Genomic DNA, 19354 nt, shown 5'->3' on the forward strand with positions numbered 1-19354 from the left:
TAAAAAAAGCGCGGAGCAAAAGCCCCACGCTTTCATACTCAAATTACCAGATGCCTTAGAACGGGATTTCGTCGTCCAGGTCGGCACCGCCGCCGAAATTGCCACCTTGCTGACCGCCTTGTTGGCCGCCGCCTTGGCCGCCACCGGATGGGCCCGCGAAGTCACCAGCGCCGTAACCTGATTGGTTGTTGTCGGCAAAGCCGCCGCCCTGGCTGTCACCACGGCCGCCAAGCATGGTCAGTTCGCCGCGATAGCGCTGCAGCACGACCTCGGTCGAGTATTTCTCAACGCCCTGCTGATCGGTCCATTTGCGGGTCTGCAACTGGCCTTCGATATAAACGGTCGAGCCCTTCTTGAGATACTGCTGCGCCACTTTGGCCAGGTTTTCGTTGAAGATGACAACCCGGTGCCATTCGGTGCGTTCCTTGCGCTCGCCCGAATTACGGTCGCGCCAGCTCTCGGACGTGGCGATGGAGAGATTCACAACAGGTGAACCGTCATTCATCGTGCGCACTTCCGGGTCGCGCCCAAGGTTACCAACCAAAATTACTTTATTTACACTACCGGCCATCAGAGCCCCCTTATTCGTCATTCTTGAGTGCCTCTAGCACCCGTGTGGCAGCGACAATAGAACAAGCCAGCCAACGCTTCAAAGAGAAACATGGCCCTTCGCCAAAAAAGAAATTTGTTCTATATTTGTTCTCACCGTAATACAGCAGCCAGCGCGGGTCAAGCCACCGCTTTCACACACCCTGCCCCACGCCAAGCTCGGTTCGTCGCAAGCCTCTATTTTTGCATGAGGAAACGGCATCAGGCTACTGTCGGGGATAAAAGGACATAGGGGATTATTATGACAATCAAGAAGGTCTTCACTATCGCCGCCATTCTGGGCGCATCCTTAACAGCATCTGCCCAGAACCAGACACCGCCAGCAAACACCTGTGAGACCGATCCGGCTTTCCAGCAGTGGAGTTTCTGGGAAGGTGAGTGGTCGGTGACGGCCCGCGCCAACGGCGCGTTCCAGGGCACCAACAGGATCACGCCGGTGGAAAACGGCTGTGCCTTCCGCGAGGAATGGACCAGCGCGAACGGCGGCACGGGGCAAAGCCTGAATTACTATAATCCAAACACCAAGAAATGGCGCCAGGTCTGGGTGTCCGCCGGTGGTGGCGGCTATCTGATTGATTATGAAGGCGGCCTTGAGGACGGCTCCATCAAGCTTGAGGGCGAGATCTTCTATTATACAAACGGCAAGACCTTTCCGTTCCGCGGCAGCTGGACCAAACTGGACGACGGAACCGTACGCCAGTTCTTCGAACAATATAACCCGGAGAAAAAAGAATGGGCCGTTTGGTTTGATGGGGTTTACGCGCGCCTAGAAAAAGGCGAATAATACTCGCATTGCGATAATGTGGGGAGAGATATATGGCTGCTGCCAAGCGTGTGTACCGCCTGGATTCGATCGATTTTCTGCGCGGGTTGGTGATGGTGATCATGGCGCTCGACCATGTCAGGGACTTTTTCACGGACGTCCGCTTTGACCCGGCAGACCTCAGCCAGACAGATAGCGCCCTCTTCCTGACGCGGTGGATTACCCATTTCTGTGCCCCCACCTTTGTGCTCCTGTCCGGCATCAGTGCCGGACTGATGCATGAACGCAAATCCACGACTGAACTCAGCCGCTTTCTTGCCATCCGCGGGCTCTGGCTGATCGCCATCGAGATCACGCTTGTCAGCTTTGGCTGGCAGTTCAATCTTTCAAGCTTCACCTTCGGCCTTCAGGTGATCTGGGTCATCGGGGCTTCGATGCTGGTGATGGCCGCCCTCGTCTGGTTGCCCTTCTGGGCGATCATTGGCTTCGGCGCTGTCGTTGTTCTTGGCCATAACGCCCTTGATTACGGCCTGTTCCCGGCAAGCGACTGGACCAAGCCAACGCCCTTCTGGCATATCCTGCATAATCAGGGCTTCAGCCTGGTGGCTGGCTTGCCCGTGGCGCGCATGTATCCGCTTCTCCCCTGGATTGGCCTGATGCCCCTCGGCTATGCCCTTGCCAGGGCCTATAAGCTGGACCCGGAGGTGCGCCAGCGCTTCCTGCTGCAGCTCGGCCTAGCCCTCACCCTCGCTTTCATAGCTCTCCGGCTTCTGAACGGCTACGGCAACCCGTCACCCTGGTCGGCGCAGGATAGCGGCATTTTCACGCTGTGGTCCTTCCTCAACACCACCAAATATCCGCCCTCGCTGGCGTTCCTTTTGATGACGATCGGCCCGGGGCTTATCATCCTGGCATATGCCGAACGCTGGCAGGGCAAGGTCGTGGGCTGGATGGTCACATTCGGCCGGGTGCCCTTCTTCTATTATCTCGCTCACATTTACCTGGCGCACCTGCTCGCGCTTTTCGCCGCAGAAATGCAGGGCCTTGGCTGGCGCGCCATGGCCACAGCCATGTGGAACATGCCGCAAGGATACGGCTTTTCCATCGGCGTTGTCTGGCTTGTGTGGGTGGGTGTCGTGGCGGCGCTCTACCCAGCCTGTAAATGGTTCGCGGCCCTCAAGGCGCGGCGCAAAGACTGGTGGCTCAGCTATCTCTAGGCAATCACGGGATTTTTTCGTATAAGCTGAACCGGATATGGCTCTACTTATTTTTTATCTCGTGTTGGCGATCTGCGTCTCGTTTCTCTGCTCCGTTGCGGAAGCGGTGCTGCTGTCTGTGCGGCCTGCGTATGTGGCGGCGCTCAGGAAAGGCGGCAAACGCGGCGCGGAGGACCTGACGACCCTACAGGCCAACCTGGACAAGCCGCTGGCGGCGATCCTGATCCTGAACACAATTGCCCACACAGTGGGCGCGGCCGGCGTGGGCGCACAGGCCGCTGTGGTGTTCGGCAACAGCTATATCGCAGTCACAAGTGCCGTGCTGACGCTGCTGATTCTTGTGCTGTCTGAAATCATCCCGAAAACGCTGGGCGCGACCTATTGGCAAAGCCTGGCGCCCACAACGGCCTTCTGCCTTGTATGGCTGACGCGGCTTTTACTGCCGCTTGTCTGGCTGTCTGAGAAGCTGACCCGCGCCATCGCCCGCAAGGACGAGCTGGCCACCACCTTCAGCCGCGATGAGATCGCCGCCATGGCGCAGATCGGCCATGAAGAAGGCCTCTTGGACAAGAAAGAGCAAAAGATCGTCGCCAACCTGATGCGGCTCCATAAACTGTCGGTGAAAGATATCATGTCGCCGCGCGCCGTGATGTTCAGCCAGCCGGCGGGCCAGACGGTGAAACAGTTTCTGGCGAACCACGCCGAAAACCCCTTCTCGCGCATCCCTGTCTACCGCGACCATACAGACGATATCTGCGGCTATGTGCTCAAGCAGGATCTGTTCATGGCAAGCGCCAAGGGCGAAAGCGATAAAACGCTTGAGGATTTCCGCCGCGACCTGCCGATGATGCCCGACACCCTGAAAGCCTCGCACGCCTTCAACCAACTGATGCACCAGCGCGGCCACATCATGCTGATTGTGGATGAATATGGCACCGCTGAAGGCCTTGTAACGCTTGAGGACGTGATAGAGACCATGATGGGCCTTGAAATCACGGACGAGCTGGACACGGTCGAAGACATGCAGGCCTTCGCCCGTCGCCAGTGGCACCAGCGCATGACCGCCCTGGGGATCGACCCCAAAGACTGGTCCTAGTCCTCAGCCTCATATTGCCGCGCACCCGGCACTGGCGGAATGGCCTGCCAGCGGCTGCGGGTGAAAATCTCAACGCTGATCTCGATCCCGCTTGTGTCATCCAGCGTGCCGGTGCTGATGGAAATCCTGTCCGGGTAGTCCCGCCCTTCCCACGTCATGGGCGTGCCGCAGTCCGCACAGAAGCGGCGAACCGCAATCTCACTGGCTTTGCCCTCGCCAGTTGGCGCGGAAATCCAGCGGAACTGGCCCCGGTCAACACTTGTGAAAGGCATAAAGGCCCCACCGGAGTTCTTCTGGCAGTCTCTGCAGTGGCAGTTGTTGGTCTCGCTGCCATCCAGGTTGATTTCATAGCGCACAGCGCCGCACAGGCAACCGCCGGTTCGCAAATCAGTTTTCGGGCTCATGATCGTCTCCTCGCTTATTTGTTCTTTTTTTGTTCTAATTCCACAACAGATGTCAAGACTGATAATGCCCTGCTATGCTTGACCTTTTCCGATTGCCACGGAATTGGCGCGGATATCCTGACAGTTTCTGACAGCAGGCTGGATTATGTTCTTTCTTTGTTCACACCATCATATTATTGTCAGGCGGCTTGACAGCACAGGCATCCAAGGGCCATTTGATGGCGTAAACAAGCGCACAAACACTAGTTCAGATTCAAGAGACCAGCATGCTCACAGAGATTTCCGTCCGCGGGGCCAGAGAACATAACCTGAAATCCGTGGATGTAGATATACCACGCGACAAACTGGTGGTGATCACCGGGCTGTCGGGCTCGGGCAAGTCGTCGCTTGCGTTCGATACCATCTATGCAGAGGGACAGCGCCGCTATGTGGAAAGCCTGTCGGCCTATGCGCGCCAGTTCCTGGAGCTGATGCAAAAGCCGGATGTGGACCATATCGAAGGCCTGTCGCCTGCGATCTCGATCGAGCAGAAGACAACATCCAAGAACCCGCGTTCCACCGTGGGCACGGTGACCGAGATTTACGACTATATGCGCCTTCTGTGGGCGCGCGTGGGCGTGCCCTACTCTCCAGCGACCGGCCTGCCGATTGAAAGCCAGACCGTTTCCCAGATGGTGGACCGCATCATGGCCATGGGAGAAGGCACCCGGCTGTACCTGCTGGCGCCCATCGTGCGCGGCCGCAAGGGTGAATACAAAAAGGAATTCGGCGAACTTCAAAAGCGCGGCTTCCAGCGCGTGAAGGTGGATGGTGAGTTCTATCTGATCGAAGAGGCCCCTACGCTCGACAAGAAATACAAGCACGACATTGATGTGGTGGTGGACCGCCTTGTGCTGAAGGAAGGGCTGGAGCAGCGCCTGGCTGACAGTGTCGAGACCGCGCTTGAGCTTTCGGACGGCCTGCTGGCCGTTGAGATCGCCGCGCGTGACGGTGAAGACGCCAGCCGCCAGCTGATGTCGGCCAAGTTTGCCTGCCCTGAAAGCGGCTTCACCATTGAAGAGATCGAACCACGGCTGTTTTCCTTCAACAACCCGTTCGGCGCCTGCCCAAGCTGTGACGGACTGGGCCAGAAGCTTTATTTCGACCCCGAACTGGTGGTGCCGGATCACAGCAAAACCATCCGGGACGGCGCACTGGCCCCTTGGGCCAACAAGGCCAACAACCCCTCGCCTTTCTATTTCCAGGCGCTGGATGCGGTGGCCCGGCACTATGGCATCTCCATCGACACGCCATGGTCCAAAGTGCCGGAAGACGCCCGTCAGGCCTTTCTTTACGGCACCGGCAAACAATCGGTGACCATCGTCTATGCTGACGGCAAGCGCCGGTTTGAGGTCAACAAGCCATTTGAGGGCGTGATCAACAACATTGAGCGCCGCTGGCGCGAGACAGACAGCAACTGGATGCGCGAGGAACTGTCGAAATATCAGGCCTCCACCACCTGTACGTCTTGTGAAGGCAAGCGTCTTAAGCCTGAAGCGCTGGCGGTAAAAATCGCGGACTGCACCATCGGTGACGTGACAGAGCTCTCTGTCCGCGGCGCGCATGACTGGTTCATGGACCTGCCTGAAAAGCTCACCGACAAACAAAATGCCATCGCCGAAAAGGTATTGAAGGAAATTCAGGAACGCCTTGGCTTCCTAAATAACGTGGGCCTGCAGTATCTGACGCTCAGCCGCTCGTCCGGCACGCTGTCGGGCGGTGAAAGCCAGCGTATCCGCCTGGCATCCCAGATCGGTTCCGGCCTTACCGGCGTCCTCTATGTGCTGGACGAGCCGTCGATCGGGCTGCATCAGCGCGACAATGACCGCCTCTTGGAAACGCTGAAGAACCTGCGCGATATCGGAAATACGGTGCTGGTGGTGGAGCATGACGAAGACGCCATCCGCACGGCAGACTATGTCATCGATATGGGCCCAGGCGCAGGCGAACACGGCGGCGCCATCGTGGCTGAAGGCACGCCTGACGAGGTCATGGCGTCAGAGAAGAGCCTCACCGGCCAATATCTGACCGGCAAACGGGCTGTTCCCATTCCGGCCATGCGCCGCCCCGGCCACAAGGGCAAGTTTCTGACGGTCAAGGGTGCCAGCGCCAACAACCTCAAGGATGTGGAGGGCTCCATCCCCTTAGGCACGCTCACCTGCATCACAGGTGTGTCGGGGTCTGGTAAGTCCACCTTCACCATTGAGACGCTTTATAAGGCCGTTGCGAAGCATCTGAACGGCTCGCGCACCATACCTGGCGCGCACGCTGCCATCGAAGGGCTGGAGCATCTGGACAAGATCGTTGATATCGACCAGTCGCCAATTGGCCGGACGCCGCGGTCGAACCCGGCCACCTATACCGGTGCCTTCGGCCCCATCCGCGACTGGTTCGCTGGCCTACCGGAAGCTGGCGCGCGCGGCTACAAGCCCGGTCGCTTCAGCTTCAACGTCAAAGGCGGTCGATGCGAGGCCTGCAAGGGCGACGGCATGATCAAGATTGAGATGCATTTCCTGCCGGATGTTTATGTGCAATGTGACCAGTGCAAGGGCCATCGCTACAACCGTGAAACTTTGGAAATCAAGTTTAAAGACAAGTCGATATCCGATGTTCTTGATATGACGGTTGAAGATGGCGTTGAGTTTTTCAAGGCGGTTCCCGCGATCCGCAACAAGCTTGAAATGCTGGACCGCGTTGGCCTTGGCTATATCAAGGTTGGTCAGCAGGCTACGACCCTCTCGGGCGGGGAAGCCCAACGGGTCAAGCTCGCGAAAGAGCTGTCGAAGCGCTCAACCGGCAAAACGCTCTATATCCTGGATGAGCCCACAACGGGCCTGCATTTTGAGGACGTCAGGAAGCTGATGGAAGTCCTGCAGGCACTGGTGGACCAAGGCAACACGGTGGTGGTGATTGAGCATAACCTGGAGGTTATCAAAACCGCCGACTGGATCATTGACCTGGGCCCTGAAGGCGGCGATGGCGGTGGTGAGATTATCGCCACCGGCACACCGGAAGACGTGGCAGGCGTGGCCCGCAGCTACACAGGGCAGTATCTTGCCCCCGTTTTGAAGCGTCAGGCAGCCGAATAGCGGTGCACCAGAGAAAATAAAATCTTTTGGATACGGGCGCATAGCAATTATACGCCCATGTTTACATCCTGAAGGTGGTATTTTACATCCAAATGCACTAGATAATCAAAATGTCATGATTATGTGCTACAAGGTTTTGTGATGCGTGCCTCCCCGACCATCCATGCCCTTTGGGTTCTGTTTGCCGCTATTTGCCTGTCACCCTCAGTGACAGCGCAATCCCCTTCCCTCCATCCAAAGCTGATTGAGATCGCCACACGCGAAAATCTCCCGCCCTATGTGGTGGGTGGTGCAGCACATGGCATCGAAATTGATCTGGTAAGGGCCATATTCGACTATAGCGACTATGAACCCGTCTTTATCCAGCAACCGCGGGTCAGGATGATCACTGCCTTTGAAAGCGGCCAGATAAACGGCATCCTCACACAGCATGTGCTGGCCTCCAACATTGGATGCTCCACCGATTGGTACATCGCCCACCAGAATGTGGCGCTGACGCTGGCCTCCAGGAACCTGACGATCGAAGGCCTGGATGACCTTAAAGGCCTGTCTGTCCTTTCCTTTTCTGGGGCAACCCGATATCTGGGGCCTGAATTTCAGGAAGCCGTCACCCAAACCAAGCGCTATACCGAGTCAGGCGACCAGAGCAAACATATCCAGCTTCTGTACAAGGGCCGTTTTGACACCGTCGTTGGTGACAGGTGGATTCTCGCGCTGGCCCAAAAGAGCCAATTCACGGAAACCGGCGAGTATCTTGAGCTGAAACGCCACCCAATCATGAAGCCATCGCTTTATGTCGCCCGGTTCCATGACCAGAAAATCTGCGACGCGTTCAACCTGGGGCTAAGGCGCCTGCGCGCGGATGGCACCTATGCTGAAATCTGGAACGGTTACCGGCAAAGCCTGGCGGTCATGAACGACCGCGACGGCGACCTTCCACAATAACGCGCAGACACCGCAAGCCTCAGAAGCTGCTGCCCGGCTCTTTCAGGAACTCTTCCTCTTCCTCTGTGCTGACGCGGCCAAGGATGGCGTTCCTGTGCGGATAGCGGCCAAAACGCTTGATGATTGCCTTGTGTCGGCGTTCAAAATCCAGTTGTTCCTCAAGGCCAGGCTCTGAAAACAGGCGCACGGCTTCATGGTGCACATGCAGGCTTTCGCTGTGCATATGCGGCATATAGAGGAAAGCGCGCTCGTCCCCGCTCAATCCCTGGCCCGCGCCCGCCCGCACCGCTTCCTGGCTTAACGCCAGCGCCATGCCGTCCGTTGCGAAGGCGCGCGGCGTATCACGGAACATGTTGCGCGGGAACTGGTCCAGCAGGATGATTTCAGCAAGGCGTCCGCGCGGGCGGTCCCGCCAATGGGCGAATTCCCCCAGCGCCGCCTTTTCAAAAGTGTGCAGGAACCGGCGACGGATCAGTTCATCAAAGTCTTTCGATTTTTTCCACCAGGCAACTTCGCCAGCCTCCGTGAACCAGAAATACAGGATATCTTCTGCGCGCATAGCCCCTCTCCCTTACTGTCAGCGTTTAGGAAGCGTGCGGATCACGGCTTCGCCAAAGCGCACGGCATCCTCGACAATCGCCATATCCACATGATAGGCCTTGTCTTCCTGCGTATGGATGTGGGGCATCAGGCCTTCGTCGTCATAGGCCGCCACCGTCAGGCTTGAAATGCCGTCGCGCGCGAACCAGACGCTGTCAAAATCGCCCACATGATGCTTGGCCGCCGTCACATGGCCGTACCGCTTGTCAATCTTGGTTACGGCTGCAGCCGCGCGGGCAAGCGGGCCGTCATAATAAACCGGCGTGAAGCCGCCGCTTTGAGTGACATAGGAAAGGTTCCCATAGCCCACAGTATCGAAATTCAGCACATGGGTTTCGCGCTGTTTCAGCTCATCCCTGTGCTGCCGCCAATAATGTTGCGCCCCCAGCATGCCGGCCTCCTCACCGCTTGTTACCACCAGCCGAACCTCTGTGTCCGGCGGCATGGTCTTCCAGAGGCGCGAAGCCACTTCGGTCGCGGCAGCAACGCCGGTCAGGTTGTCGTTGGCGCCGGGCGTATAGCCAAAGCGCCAAAAATCGATACTGGCCACAACCGCCTGCCCAAGGAGCAGCACTGCGACAATCCATCCGGCCCAATTGGGCAGCGTGACATCCTGCGTGCCCATCGCCGGGATCAGCGCCCCAAGCCCAACGATAAAGGTCCCCATATAGACCGACAGCTTGAAATGCCTCACCTGCTCCGGCCTGTAGGCATAAGACGACGGTGCGCTATCGAGATGCGCCATCAGGATAACAAGCCTGTTCCCCGCGCCTTTGGAGGCTGAGACGTTGGCCGTGACGGTCCGCGCGCCCCACCATATGAGCGGGCTGACGCGCCAGTCGAAATACAGAAGGTGGCTGAGGAAAAACAGGATGCCCGCCGCCAGCATGAAAGCAGGCGCCCAGGGCGACAAAAGCACCACAGCGGCCTGCCCTATGGCAATCATCCAGAAAAAGGGCAGATAGCTGCGCGGGCACTTGAAGCCTTCATCCGTGATATCCACGCCATATTCGCCGGTCAGCTCGGCTATCAGCGCCTCGCGTGCTTCCATCTCGTCTTCGCTGCCACAGCCCCTGTGCGGCCATTCGCTCAGCTTTTCAAAAATCTCGCGTGCTTTCAGCACCCTTGTCCCCCTGAAATGATATCTCGTGCCACCTTTTTCCCTTACAAAATGGGGCCAAGTCCAGTAAATAAGCCCGCAAGTGAAGACACAGGCGCGGCAGCAAAATAGGGCCGCCCATGAAAAGGTATGGTGTGATGGCAAACGAGTTTAAGGAAATCCACATTGTAGGCGGCGGGCTTGCGGGCTCTGAAGCCGCATGGCAGGCAGCCCAGCAAGGCGTGCCGGTGGTGCTGCATGAAATGCGCCCGGTCCGAAAAACAGACGCCCACCACACCGATCATCTTGCGGAACTTGTATGCTCAAACAGCTTCCGGTCTGACGACTATGAAAATAACGCCGTTGGGCTGCTGCATGAGGAAATGCGGCGCATGGACAGCCTGATCATGCAGGCCGCGGCGAAACACAAGGTACCGGCGGGTTCCGCCCTTGCGGTTGACCGCGACGGCTTTTCCGAGGAAGTCACCAAAACGCTTGAGGCGCACCCGCTGATCACCATCGAACGCGGTGAGATCGAAGGACTGCCGCCCCAGGAGTGGGACAATGTGATCGTGGCCACCGGCCCGCTGACAAGCCCAGCGCTTTCAAAGGCGGTGCTTGAGCTGTGCGGTGAAGATGCCCTCGCCTTCTTCGACGCCATCGCGCCGATCATCTACAAGGAAAGCATTGATTTCGGCACCGCCTGGTTCCAAAGCCGCTACGACAAGGGCGACGGCGCGGACTATATCAACCTGCCGATGACCAAAGCCCAATATGAAGAGTTCGTCCATGACCTGAATACCGGTGAAAAGACCGATTTCAAGGAATGGGAGAAAGACACGCCCTACTTTGAAGGCTGCATGCCGATTGAGGTGATGGCCGAACGCGGCCCGGAAACATTGCGCTTCGGCCCGATGAAGCCTGTGGGGCTGACCTGCCCACACTGGGACGAGAAGCCCTATGCTGTTGTGCAGCTCAGGCAGGACAACAAGCTGGGGACCCTCTACAACATGGTGGGCTTCCAGACGAAGCTGAAATATGCCGAGCAAACGCGCATCTTCAAGAAGATCCCGGGGCTTGAGAACGCCCAGTTCGCGCGCCTTGGCGGCCTGCACCGGAACACGTTCCTCAACAGCCCCAAGGTGCTGGACGGCCTGATGCGCATGAAGGCGGATACACGCCTCAGATTCGCGGGGCAAATTACCGGCGTGGAAGGCTATGTGGAATCAGCAGCGATGGGCCTGATGGCAGGCCGGATGGCCGCAACAGAGCGCAAGGGCGGCACGCCGACGCCACCACCAGCCACCACAGCTTTCGGCGCGTTGATCAGCCACATCACAGGCGGCGCGGACGCCAAGACCTTCCAGCCGATGAATGTAAACTTCGGCCTGTTCCCGCCACTTGAAGGACGGGTTCACAGGAAAGAACGCAAATCGGCCATGAGCCGCCGCGCACTGGATGAGCTCACCTCATGGATAAGTGAACTCAGCTAACTTGACCGTGGGGCGTTTTCGCCCCACTCTGCGCCCCGCAACAAAACCAGTTTTAAGGGGCAGCGATGAACAAGCATATGTTTCTGAAGGCCGCCACAGGGGTGGCCTTTCTTTTATCCGCATCAACCGCGCTGAAGGCCGAAACCATCCCGGTGTCGGAAGATACGCGCGCGACAGCAGCCATGCTGCGCGACAAGGCACTTGAGAGCGAGACGGCCTACACCATCCTCGAAAGCCTGACCACCGAAGTTGGCCCCCGTCTGGGCGGCAGCGAAAAGGAGGCCGAGGCCGCACGCTGGGCCGTTGCCAAGCTGAAGGCGCTAGGGTTCGACAAGGTCTATATGGAGCCGGTAACCGTCGCCAAATGGGAGCGCCTGTCTGAAAGCGCCTCTGTCGTGGCACCCTACACCCAGCCGCTGCATATCACGGCGCTTGGCAAATCCGCCGCAACGCCAGAGGGCGGCGTCACGGCTGAAATCGTCCATATCCCGACCTATGAAGCCCTTCTGGAAGCTGACGCAGCGGACATCGAAGGCAAGATCGTCTTTATCTCGAACCGCATGGAACGCTTCAAGACCGGCGCGGGCTATGGCCCTGCTGTGCAGGCGCGGGGCAAAGGCGCCTCTGAAGCAGCGCGCAAGGGCGCCAAGGCCATCATTATCCGCTCCATCGGCACAGACAGCCACCGTCTGCCGCACACCGGCGGCGTGAACTATGACGCGGACGCGCCAAGGATTGCAGCAGCGGCGCTGTCGAACCCGGACGCAGACCTGCTGGAGCGTATGCTTGAGCGCGGCAAGCCCATCAGCATCCACCTGGATGTGCAAACCAAAGAGCATGGCGACGTAACCATGCACAATGTGATCGGCGAGATTACAGGCCGGGAAAAACCGGATGAGGTTGTCCTGATGGGCAGCCATCTGGACAGTTGGGACCTTGGCACCGGCGCGATTGACGACGGGGCCGGCGTGGCCATCACCGTGGCTGCCGCTGATATGATCCAGAACCTGACGAAAGAGCGCCCGCGCCGCACGCTGCGTGTTGTGCTGTTCGCTTCCGAAGAACTCGGCCTCATCGGCGCCAAACAATATGCCGACGCCCACAAGGATGACGTGGCAAACCATGCGATTGGGGCAGAATCAGACTTTGGCGCAGGCCCTGTGTGGGCGCTGGCGTCCAACGTCAGCACCGATTCCCTGCATGTTGTGGACACCATGGCGCAACTGATGCAGCCGCTAGGGGTTGTGCGCCACGGCCGCAAAGCCGGTGGCGGGCCTGACGTGGGCCAGATGGTGAAGCTGGGCATGCCGGGCATGGACCTGATGCAGGACGGCACGGATTATTTTGACCTGCACCACACGGCGGACGATACGCTTGATAAGGTTGACCCGGCAGCCTTGAAGCAAAATCTGGCTGCGTGGGTGGTCTTCGCCTATATCGCAGCAGAATGGCCTGGCGACTTCCGCTAAGCAGCGACCATTGCAGTATCAAAGGAGCGGCCCACCGGTCGCTCCTTTTTCTATACGCACCTCCTATTTCTTGCTAGCCTGTGCCTATATCCAACCTTTGATACGGGGAGATATATGCACACGCCACCGTCTGACTGGCCACAGTTGAGCGAAAAGCTTCAGGCTTTCTATAGCGTCTGGCAGGACCTGCGCGGCACAGGCGGCACAGACATCCCCCTCCGGCGCGACCTCAGCATGTCAAGGCTGGGGCGGCTGGCTTCCTCTCTGACCATATTTGAATTTACCGGACCGGGTGACATGCGCGTGAAAGTGAGCGGCACAGAGATGGACGCACATTTTGGCCGGAACCTGAGTGGCAAAAGGGTCGTTGACATCGTCGGCGAAAAAGCAGCCCAGCCCATGATACGCTTCAACGAATCCCTGACACGCCACCCCTGTGGCGGGTATGTGCGCGACAAGATGCATGTGGAAGGGGGTGGCCGGATCGACGCCACATATCTCACGCTACCGCTCAGGAATGCGGCAGGAGACCTTGTCCAATGTGCATCCCTTTGTGACGCCGGGCGCCAGGGCTTTGCCCTCGCCCCCAGCAAAAGGGCTGTCAGCTTCGATTACCAGCAGTTCGGCGGCGCGCAGCACCTTGACATAGGGTTAGGCGTGCCGGACTTTGCCTTCACACTTAAAAAGCGAAGCCGCTGAGCACGAAAAAGGGCGCCGCACGGCGCCCGTTTCGCATTCATTCGCCGGAACGGGCTTAACCTTCCGGCTCAGCCCTCCTTTTGGGCCATAGACGCATCTGCGTGGTTAGCGTGATAGTCCTCAAGGGCTGCGGTCACGCTTGTAAGCGCGTCACAGCCCTTCAGGCAGAGCCGCGCAAGCTTTTCACGGTTGTTTTCTGCCCGGTCGGCCATATCGCGCTTCAGGAACGCCAGGGCCTGGGCTTCAAGCGCCATCTTGTGGTTTGGTTCAACCTCAAGCGCCCGGCGATAGTATTTCAGGCCCCGGCCCGTCAGGCCCTGGGCCTCTGCCACCTGGCCAAGGCCAACAAGGGCAGCCACATTGGCCGGGTCTGCCACCAGGGCGCGCTCGAACAACAGTCGCGCATCAGTTGCCTTATCCGCGCGCAGTGCCACAGTGGCCTGGGCCACAAGTTCACGCGACAGGGATTGGTGTTTATCACTTGTCTGGGCTGCAGCCGGCAGTGCCATCATGGCGCCGAGGCCTATTGCCAGGAGAAGATTGGATTTACGCATACCATGCCTCTTTTTGTTCTTCTTGCCACCATAACCGCATTTTTAAGCAGTTTTTGCAACAAGAGATGAACGGTGTTTGCCTCGCGCCAAACCGTGCAAAGGTCGCGAGCAGGCCCACGCCAGTTTACCCCCGCAAACCCAAATATTTGGTAAAGGCCTAAACCTGCCGCTCAAGAATGGCCAGGAAGAAGCCGTCTGTGTCGTGCGCATGCGGCGCAAGCTGCAGGAATTCAGGGTTCAGGGCCAATGTTTCAGGCGCATCCCCTGGCAGGCTTTCAGCCCATTGGGTGTGGTAATCAACCACTTTCCACGCCCCCTTCGGCTGGCCGTCAAGGAAAGCTGCCACCACATCCTCATTTTCTTCCGGCAGGACAGAGCATGTCATGTAAACAAGCCTGCCCCCTGCTCGCACCAATTTGGCGCCTTCTGCCAGCAATTTGCCCTGCAGCGCCGTCTGCGCCTTTAGGCTGTCGGCGTCAAAGCGCCAGCGTTGGTCCGGGCTGCGGCGCCAGGTGCCGGTGCCGGTGCACGGCGCGTCGACCACCACCCGGTCCATTTTGCCTTCCATTGGCCCGAATGCAATTTCACGCCCCGCGCCCTCAGCCGCAATCAGATGCACCTGGATATTGCGTGCGCCCGCGCGCTGCATACGCTTCTTCAGGCTCGAGAGCCGTTTGGGCGAAATATCAAAAGCGTGGATCTGGCCGCGGTTTTCCATCTCTGCTGCCATGGCGAGCGTTTTACCGCCAGCCCCCGCGCACAGATCCGTCAGCTGCATGCCAGGCGCCGCCGCCACAAGGCTTGAAGCAATCTGTGCCGCCTCGTCCTGTATCTCGATCAAGCCATCGGAAAAGGCTTTGTGCGCGCCCAGATTAATCGGCCCAGTTGCGCGATAACCAAGACAGGAAAGTTTATTTTTTTCAAATAGTTCTGATTCATTCTTAAGAATTTGATCAAAACTCTTGCCGCTGGCTTTCAGGCTGTTGACGCGAATGTCCAGCGGCGCGGTTTCATTGAGGCTGGCGCCCGCGATAGCCAACTGCTTGCCGAACCTGCGCTCCAGCCCGGGCAAGGCCCAATCCGGCAGGTTATAGCTGGCCTCAACTGGCGCATCGTGCCAATCCAGTCGCTTCAGCTTGCGCAGGAAATCCTCTTCCTCTTCATGCAGCCGTGTGGGGGCGAAGGGATTCTCCTCCCCGAAATAGCGGAAGCTGTCAGGCTCATGGCGCGCTAGATTCACCAGCATCATGTTGCGGGCTGTCGGCGCAGCGCCCAATAGCTTGAGCGCCCACAGGTAAAGCCCCCTCGCCCGCAGGATGCCATAGACATAGTCAGAGATCGCGCGCTTGTCCTTCGAGCCCGCATAACGCCGGGCACGGAAAAATTTCGTGACAAGCACATCGGCCGGCGCGCCTTTTGACGCCATTTTCTCCTCAATATCAGAGAGAAGCTCAATGGCGGCGGAAAGGCGCGCTGCGGGCTGCATCAGATATGCTGCTTATTTAGCTGGATAGTTCGGGGATTCACGCGTGATCGTCACATCATGCACGTGGCTCTCCTTCAGCCCCGAGTTGGTGATGCGAACGAACTGCGCTTTTTCGTGCATTTCCGGAATGGTCTTCGACCCGGTATAGCCCATGGAAGCCCGAAGGCCACCCACCAGCTGGTGCAGAACGGCTGCGGACGGGCCTTTATAAGGCACCTGGCCTTCAACGCCTTCCGGCACAAGCTTCAGCGTGTCTTTCACGTCATCCTGGAAGTAACGGTCGGCAGAACCGCGCGCCATAGCGCCCACGCTGCCCATACCGCGGTAAGCCTTGTAGGACCGGCCCTGGTAAAGGAACACTTCGCCCGGCGCTTCTTCGGTACCAGCCAGCAACGAGCCAACCATACAGGCGTTCGCACCAGCGGCGATCGCCTTGGCAACGTCGCCGGATGTGCGCAGGCCGCCGTCGGCGATAATCGGAATGCCTTGGGCGGAAGCCACTTTGGCAACATCGGATACGGCTGTCAGCTGAGGCACACCCACACCCGCCACGATCCGCGTGGTACAGATGGAGCCTGGGCCGATACCAACCTTGATACAGTCAGCGCCCGCATCGATCAGCGCTTTGGCCGCCTCAGCAGTCGCCACGTTACCGGCCACAAGCTGCACGTTACCGAAAGCTTTCTTGATCTTGGCAACCTGCTCGATCACGCGCATAGAGTGGCCGTGGGCCGTATCAAGCACGATCAGGTCGCATTCCGCGTCTGCCAGCATGCCGGCACGCTCAAAGCCCTTGTCGCCAACTGTGGTCGCAGCAGCCACGCGCAGGCGGCCCTTGCTGTCCTTGGCGGCGTTCGGATTGGCGACCGCCTTTTCAAGGTCTTTCACAGTAATAAGGCCGACACAGCGGTAAGCATCATCAACCACGATCAGTTTTTCAATGCGGTGCTGGTGGAACAGGCGCTTGGCTTCCTCGAAGGATACGCCTTCGTTTACCGTCACCACGTCGCGGGTCATCAGCTCGGAGACCGGCTGATCCATGTTGGTTGCAAAGCGCACATCCCGGTTTGTCAGGATACCAACCAGCTTCTTCGGGCCAACAGAGCCATTGCGCTCAACCACAGGAATGCCGCTGATTTTATGCTGGGTCATCAGGCCCATGGCTGCGGCCAGGGTCTCATCCGGGTGCATTGTCACCGGGTTCACCACCATGCCGCTCTCGAATTTCTTCACCTGGCGGACCATTTCGGCCTGCTCTTCCTCGGTCATATTCCGGTGCAGCACACCAACACCGCCCGCCTGCGCCATGGCAATCGCCATCGGGGCTTCGGTTACGGTATCCATTGCCGCGGACAGAAGCGGCAGGTTGAGTTCAATCGATTTGGTGATCTTGGTGCGAACGTCCACCTGGGCTGGCATTACATCACTGGCTGCCGGTACAAGGAGAACATCATCAAAAGTAAGGCCGAGGCGAATATCCATTAGGGCGATCCTGCTTTCACTGTGGGCGCTTTTCGCGCGCTTTGGGGGCAGATTTCTGCCCCGGCGGATTAAGATATTCGCCGTTCAATACCCCGAAGGCCGCCCAAAAATCAACGCTAAACTTCGTCGCAGGTAAAACTAAGCCGAAACTATTCGGATTCCGCCTCTTTTCGGCCCTTGAAGCCCGTCGCCACCACGAACCATTCCTTGGAATCCTGACGGCTTGACGGTGGCTTGGCGTGCTTGACGCTGGTGAAATGCTTATTCAGGGCCTGCATCAGGTCATTATCCGCCCCGCCCTGCAGCACCTTGGCGACAAAAGTGCCGCCTGGCGCCAGGACCTTGACCGCAAAATCAAGCGCGGCTTCACAAAGCGCCATGGTGCGGATCTGATCCGTCTGCCGGTGCCCGGTGGCCGAGTTGGCCATGTCCGACAGCACAAGATCAGCCGGACCTTCAAGCGCATCCATCAGGCGCTTTTCTGCGTCTTCGGCAAGGAAATCCATCACCCAAATGTCCGCACCTTGGATGGGCTCCACTTCCTGAAGGTCGATGCCGATAATCTGCGCGTCGTCCGGCAGCTCTTCGGTCAGTACTTGTGTCCAGCCGCCAGGCGCACAGCCAAGGTCGATCACACGCTTGACACCCTTGAACAGATTATAGCGCTCCGCCAGTTCCTTGATTTTGAAGGCCGCGCGGGAGCGATAGCCAAGACGCTGTGCTTCAGCCACATAGGGGTCATTCAGCTGCCGCTGCAGCCACCGGGTGGAGGAATTCTTGCGGCCACGCGCTGTTTTCACGCGTACCTTGGCGCCGCGCGCCCGGCTCCGGGTGTTTGATTGCTTGTTCCAGCCGCTAGCCATTCTTCTCTACCTTCTTCTGTGTCCTGTCGCCGCCATGATAAAGCGGGCGTGCCCGCCTTGGCGGCTGCTCCATCTGCATCAGGCCGCGCAGAATGCCTTCACGGATGCCGCGGTCGGCAACACGCAGGCTTGGCACTTTCCACATCCCGAGGATGGCCTCAAGGATAGCACAGCCCGCTACAACAAGGTCAGCCCTTTCCGGGCCGATGCACACCTGTGCCGCCCGTTCATCGTGCGTCATGGTCGCCACACGGCGCGACAGCCCGTGAATATCCTGCGATTTCATCCAGGCGCCGTCCACCTTTTCGCGGATATAGCGCGGCAGGTTGAGGTGCAGGCTGGCAAGCGTCGTTACGGTGCCTGAGGTTCCCAGGAACTGGGTCTTGCGTTTCCGGACCACGCTTGAGACCTGATGCGCGTCTTCAAACGCCTGCAGGTGATCCACCACCAGCTTAACCATCTTGTCGTAATGTTCGATCGGCAGGGTTTCGCCTGGACGGCCAAAGCTTTCCGACAGGTTCACCACCCCCCAGGGAATGGACATCCAGCCGGAAATCTCGGTGCGCTGGCCGGGGTGCACCCGCACCCAGATAAGCTCGGTCGATCCGCCGCCGATATCGAACACCAGGGCGTTCCTATTGCCGGGCGCGATCAGCGACTGACAGCCCATAACCGCAAGGCGCGCCTCTTCGCCCGCGGAGATTACATCCAGGTTGATGCCGGTCTCGCGCTTGACGCGGGCAATGAATTCATCGGAATTTTCAGCCACGCGGCAGGCTTCCGTTGCCACATGCCGCATGCAGGTGACGCCCCGGCGCGCGATCTTTTCGGCGCACACCTTCAGGGCCTCAATCGTGCGGTCCATCGCTTCGTCTGAAAGTTTGTTGTTGGAGGACACCCCCTCGCCAAGCCGGACGATACGGGAAAAGGCGTCTATCACGCGGAAACCGCCCCGCGTTGGGCGCGCAATCAACAGCCGACAATTGTTGGTGCCAAGATCAATGGCACTATAAACACCGCGCAACGGTCGGTCAGACTGCTGGCGGACAGGCCTTTTAGCCGATGTTGAGTTATGCTGCTTTGCGGGAGCAGACGGCTGCACGGCGGAACGCTGCGTTCTCTCCTGCGCCTTGTCTTGCCCTTTTGCACAGCGCTTGCGGCGGCGGGGGCGGCGTTTTCTGCCGGAATTCTTCTGTTGGTGCTCAGCCTGGCCTCCCGAATCTGGAGTGCCTGGCCCTGCCCCGGCCCCTTGGGCCTGTGGGTCTAACGACATACTTTTTCTCTTGTTATCTTTTTTGTCGCAGCCGACCGTTTTATGGTCTTTCAGTCGTGCTGCTCACTTGCCTTATGTTTAGCACCAGGCCGCGCGACAGCGCAATAAATTTCAGATGTAACCAATCCTGTAATTTATTTTTGTTCTATTTTTGTTCTTGACGTGCGCGTCGCG

Annotated in this window: 17 protein-coding genes; 8 read left to right on the top strand and 9 right to left on the bottom strand. The window is 58.6% G+C overall.

The genetic code is table 11. The features are described 5' to 3' along the window. Positions 1–55 precede the first annotated feature (55 nt). Positions 56–571 carry a single-stranded DNA-binding protein gene (gene ssb / locus ACFO5Q_RS10765; RefSeq protein WP_068145659.1) on the bottom strand — a complete coding sequence of 172 codons (516 nt, stop codon included), beginning with the start codon at positions 569–571 and terminating at the stop codon, positions 56–58. A gap of 279 nt (positions 572–850) precedes the next feature. Here ssb and ACFO5Q_RS10770 point away from each other — a divergent pair, with 279 nt between their 5' ends. From ACFO5Q_RS10770 to ACFO5Q_RS10780, 3 genes are read left to right on the top strand one after another with little or no spacing between them, the layout of a single operon-like run. Beyond that, positions 851–1393, top strand: coding sequence for a hypothetical protein (locus tag ACFO5Q_RS10770; RefSeq protein ID WP_068145657.1), 543 nt, complete (start codon positions 851–853; stop codon positions 1391–1393). 32 nt (positions 1394–1425) lie between these two features. Continuing rightward, complete coding sequence (locus ACFO5Q_RS10775) at positions 1426–2589, top strand: DUF1624 domain-containing protein (RefSeq protein ID WP_068145653.1); 1164 nt, start codon at positions 1426–1428, stop codon at positions 2587–2589. 37 nt (positions 2590–2626) lie between these two features. Next, positions 2627–3685, top strand: coding sequence for a hemolysin family protein (locus tag ACFO5Q_RS10780; RefSeq protein ID WP_068145650.1), 1059 nt, complete (start codon positions 2627–2629; stop codon positions 3683–3685). Here the strand turns inward: ACFO5Q_RS10780 and ACFO5Q_RS10785 are convergent. Continuing rightward, positions 3682–4089 (bottom strand): GFA family protein, encoded by a 408-nt coding sequence (locus tag ACFO5Q_RS10785; protein WP_068145648.1) that lies wholly within the window; start codon positions 4087–4089, stop codon positions 3682–3684. The two genes, ACFO5Q_RS10780 and ACFO5Q_RS10785, sit on opposite strands and share 4 nt — an antisense overlap. A 266-nt stretch (positions 4090–4355) precedes the next feature. Between ACFO5Q_RS10785 and uvrA the strand changes: the two genes are divergently transcribed. After that, positions 4356–7217 (top strand): excinuclease ABC subunit UvrA, encoded by a 2862-nt coding sequence (gene uvrA, locus ACFO5Q_RS10790; protein ID WP_068145645.1) that lies wholly within the window; start codon positions 4356–4358, stop codon positions 7215–7217. A 141-nt stretch (positions 7218–7358) separates the two neighbouring features. Next, positions 7359–8162 carry a substrate-binding periplasmic protein gene (locus ACFO5Q_RS10795; RefSeq protein ID WP_068145643.1) on the top strand — a complete coding sequence of 268 codons (804 nt, stop codon included), beginning with the start codon at positions 7359–7361 and terminating at the stop codon, positions 8160–8162. A 19-nt stretch (positions 8163–8181) separates the two neighbouring features. On the opposite strand, the gene ACFO5Q_RS10800 is transcribed toward ACFO5Q_RS10795, so the two are convergent. Together ACFO5Q_RS10800 and ACFO5Q_RS10805 are read right to left on the bottom strand one after the other, a co-directional pair. Next, the gene (locus tag ACFO5Q_RS10800) at positions 8182–8721 is read right to left on the bottom strand and encodes a DUF924 family protein (RefSeq protein WP_068145641.1); all 540 of its coding nucleotides are present in this window, start codon (positions 8719–8721) and stop codon (positions 8182–8184) included. Between the two features lie 18 nt (positions 8722–8739). Beyond that, the gene (locus ACFO5Q_RS10805; protein WP_068145637.1) at positions 8740–9885 is read right to left on the bottom strand and encodes a M28 family metallopeptidase; all 1146 of its coding nucleotides are present in this window, start codon (positions 9883–9885) and stop codon (positions 8740–8742) included. A gap of 116 nt (positions 9886–10001) precedes the next feature. Between ACFO5Q_RS10805 and trmFO the strand changes: the two genes are divergently transcribed. From trmFO to ACFO5Q_RS10820, 3 genes are all read left to right on the top strand, one after another. Then, positions 10002–11354 carry a methylenetetrahydrofolate--tRNA-(uracil(54)-C(5))-methyltransferase (FADH(2)-oxidizing) TrmFO gene (gene trmFO / locus ACFO5Q_RS10810; protein WP_380084355.1) on the top strand — a complete coding sequence of 451 codons (1353 nt, stop codon included), beginning with the start codon at positions 10002–10004 and terminating at the stop codon, positions 11352–11354. A 65-nt stretch (positions 11355–11419) separates the two neighbouring features. Then, complete coding sequence (locus ACFO5Q_RS10815; RefSeq protein ID WP_082719768.1) at positions 11420–12823, top strand: M28 family peptidase; 1404 nt, start codon at positions 11420–11422, stop codon at positions 12821–12823. A gap of 114 nt (positions 12824–12937) precedes the next feature. Continuing rightward, positions 12938–13522: a PAS domain-containing protein gene (locus tag ACFO5Q_RS10820; RefSeq protein WP_068145634.1), complete on the top strand. Its 585-nt coding sequence runs from the start codon at positions 12938–12940 to the stop codon at positions 13520–13522. A 68-nt stretch (positions 13523–13590) separates the two neighbouring features. On the opposite strand, the gene ACFO5Q_RS10825 is transcribed toward ACFO5Q_RS10820, so the two are convergent. The 5 genes from ACFO5Q_RS10825 to ACFO5Q_RS10845 form a co-directional block, all read right to left on the bottom strand. Next, complete coding sequence (locus tag ACFO5Q_RS10825; RefSeq protein WP_068145629.1) at positions 13591–14076, bottom strand: tetratricopeptide repeat protein; 486 nt, start codon at positions 14074–14076, stop codon at positions 13591–13593. A 157-nt stretch (positions 14077–14233) separates the two neighbouring features. Continuing rightward, on the bottom strand, positions 14234–15562 hold the full coding sequence (locus tag ACFO5Q_RS10830; RefSeq protein ID WP_068145626.1) for an RsmB/NOP family class I SAM-dependent RNA methyltransferase: 1329 nt from the start codon (positions 15560–15562) through the stop codon (positions 14234–14236). 12 nt (positions 15563–15574) lie between these two features. Next, a complete protein-coding gene (gene guaB / locus ACFO5Q_RS10835; protein ID WP_068145623.1) occupies positions 15575–17044 on the bottom strand; it encodes an IMP dehydrogenase in 1470 nt (489 codons plus the stop codon). A gap of 149 nt (positions 17045–17193) precedes the next feature. Then, entirely contained in the window at positions 17194–17907 is a 714-nt protein-coding gene (locus ACFO5Q_RS10840) for an RlmE family RNA methyltransferase (protein ID WP_068145621.1), read from the bottom strand. Continuing rightward, positions 17900–19180 (bottom strand): Ppx/GppA phosphatase family protein, encoded by a 1281-nt coding sequence (locus ACFO5Q_RS10845; protein WP_082719767.1) that lies wholly within the window; start codon positions 19178–19180, stop codon positions 17900–17902. Before ACFO5Q_RS10845 ends, ACFO5Q_RS10840 begins: the two co-directional genes overlap by 8 nt. Positions 19181–19354 lie beyond the last annotated feature (174 nt).

It is taken from the genome of Kordiimonas lipolytica, from assembly GCF_042651265.1.
In the GTDB taxonomy this organism is placed as follows: domain Bacteria; phylum Pseudomonadota; class Alphaproteobacteria; order Sphingomonadales; family Kordiimonadaceae; genus Kordiimonas; species Kordiimonas lipolytica.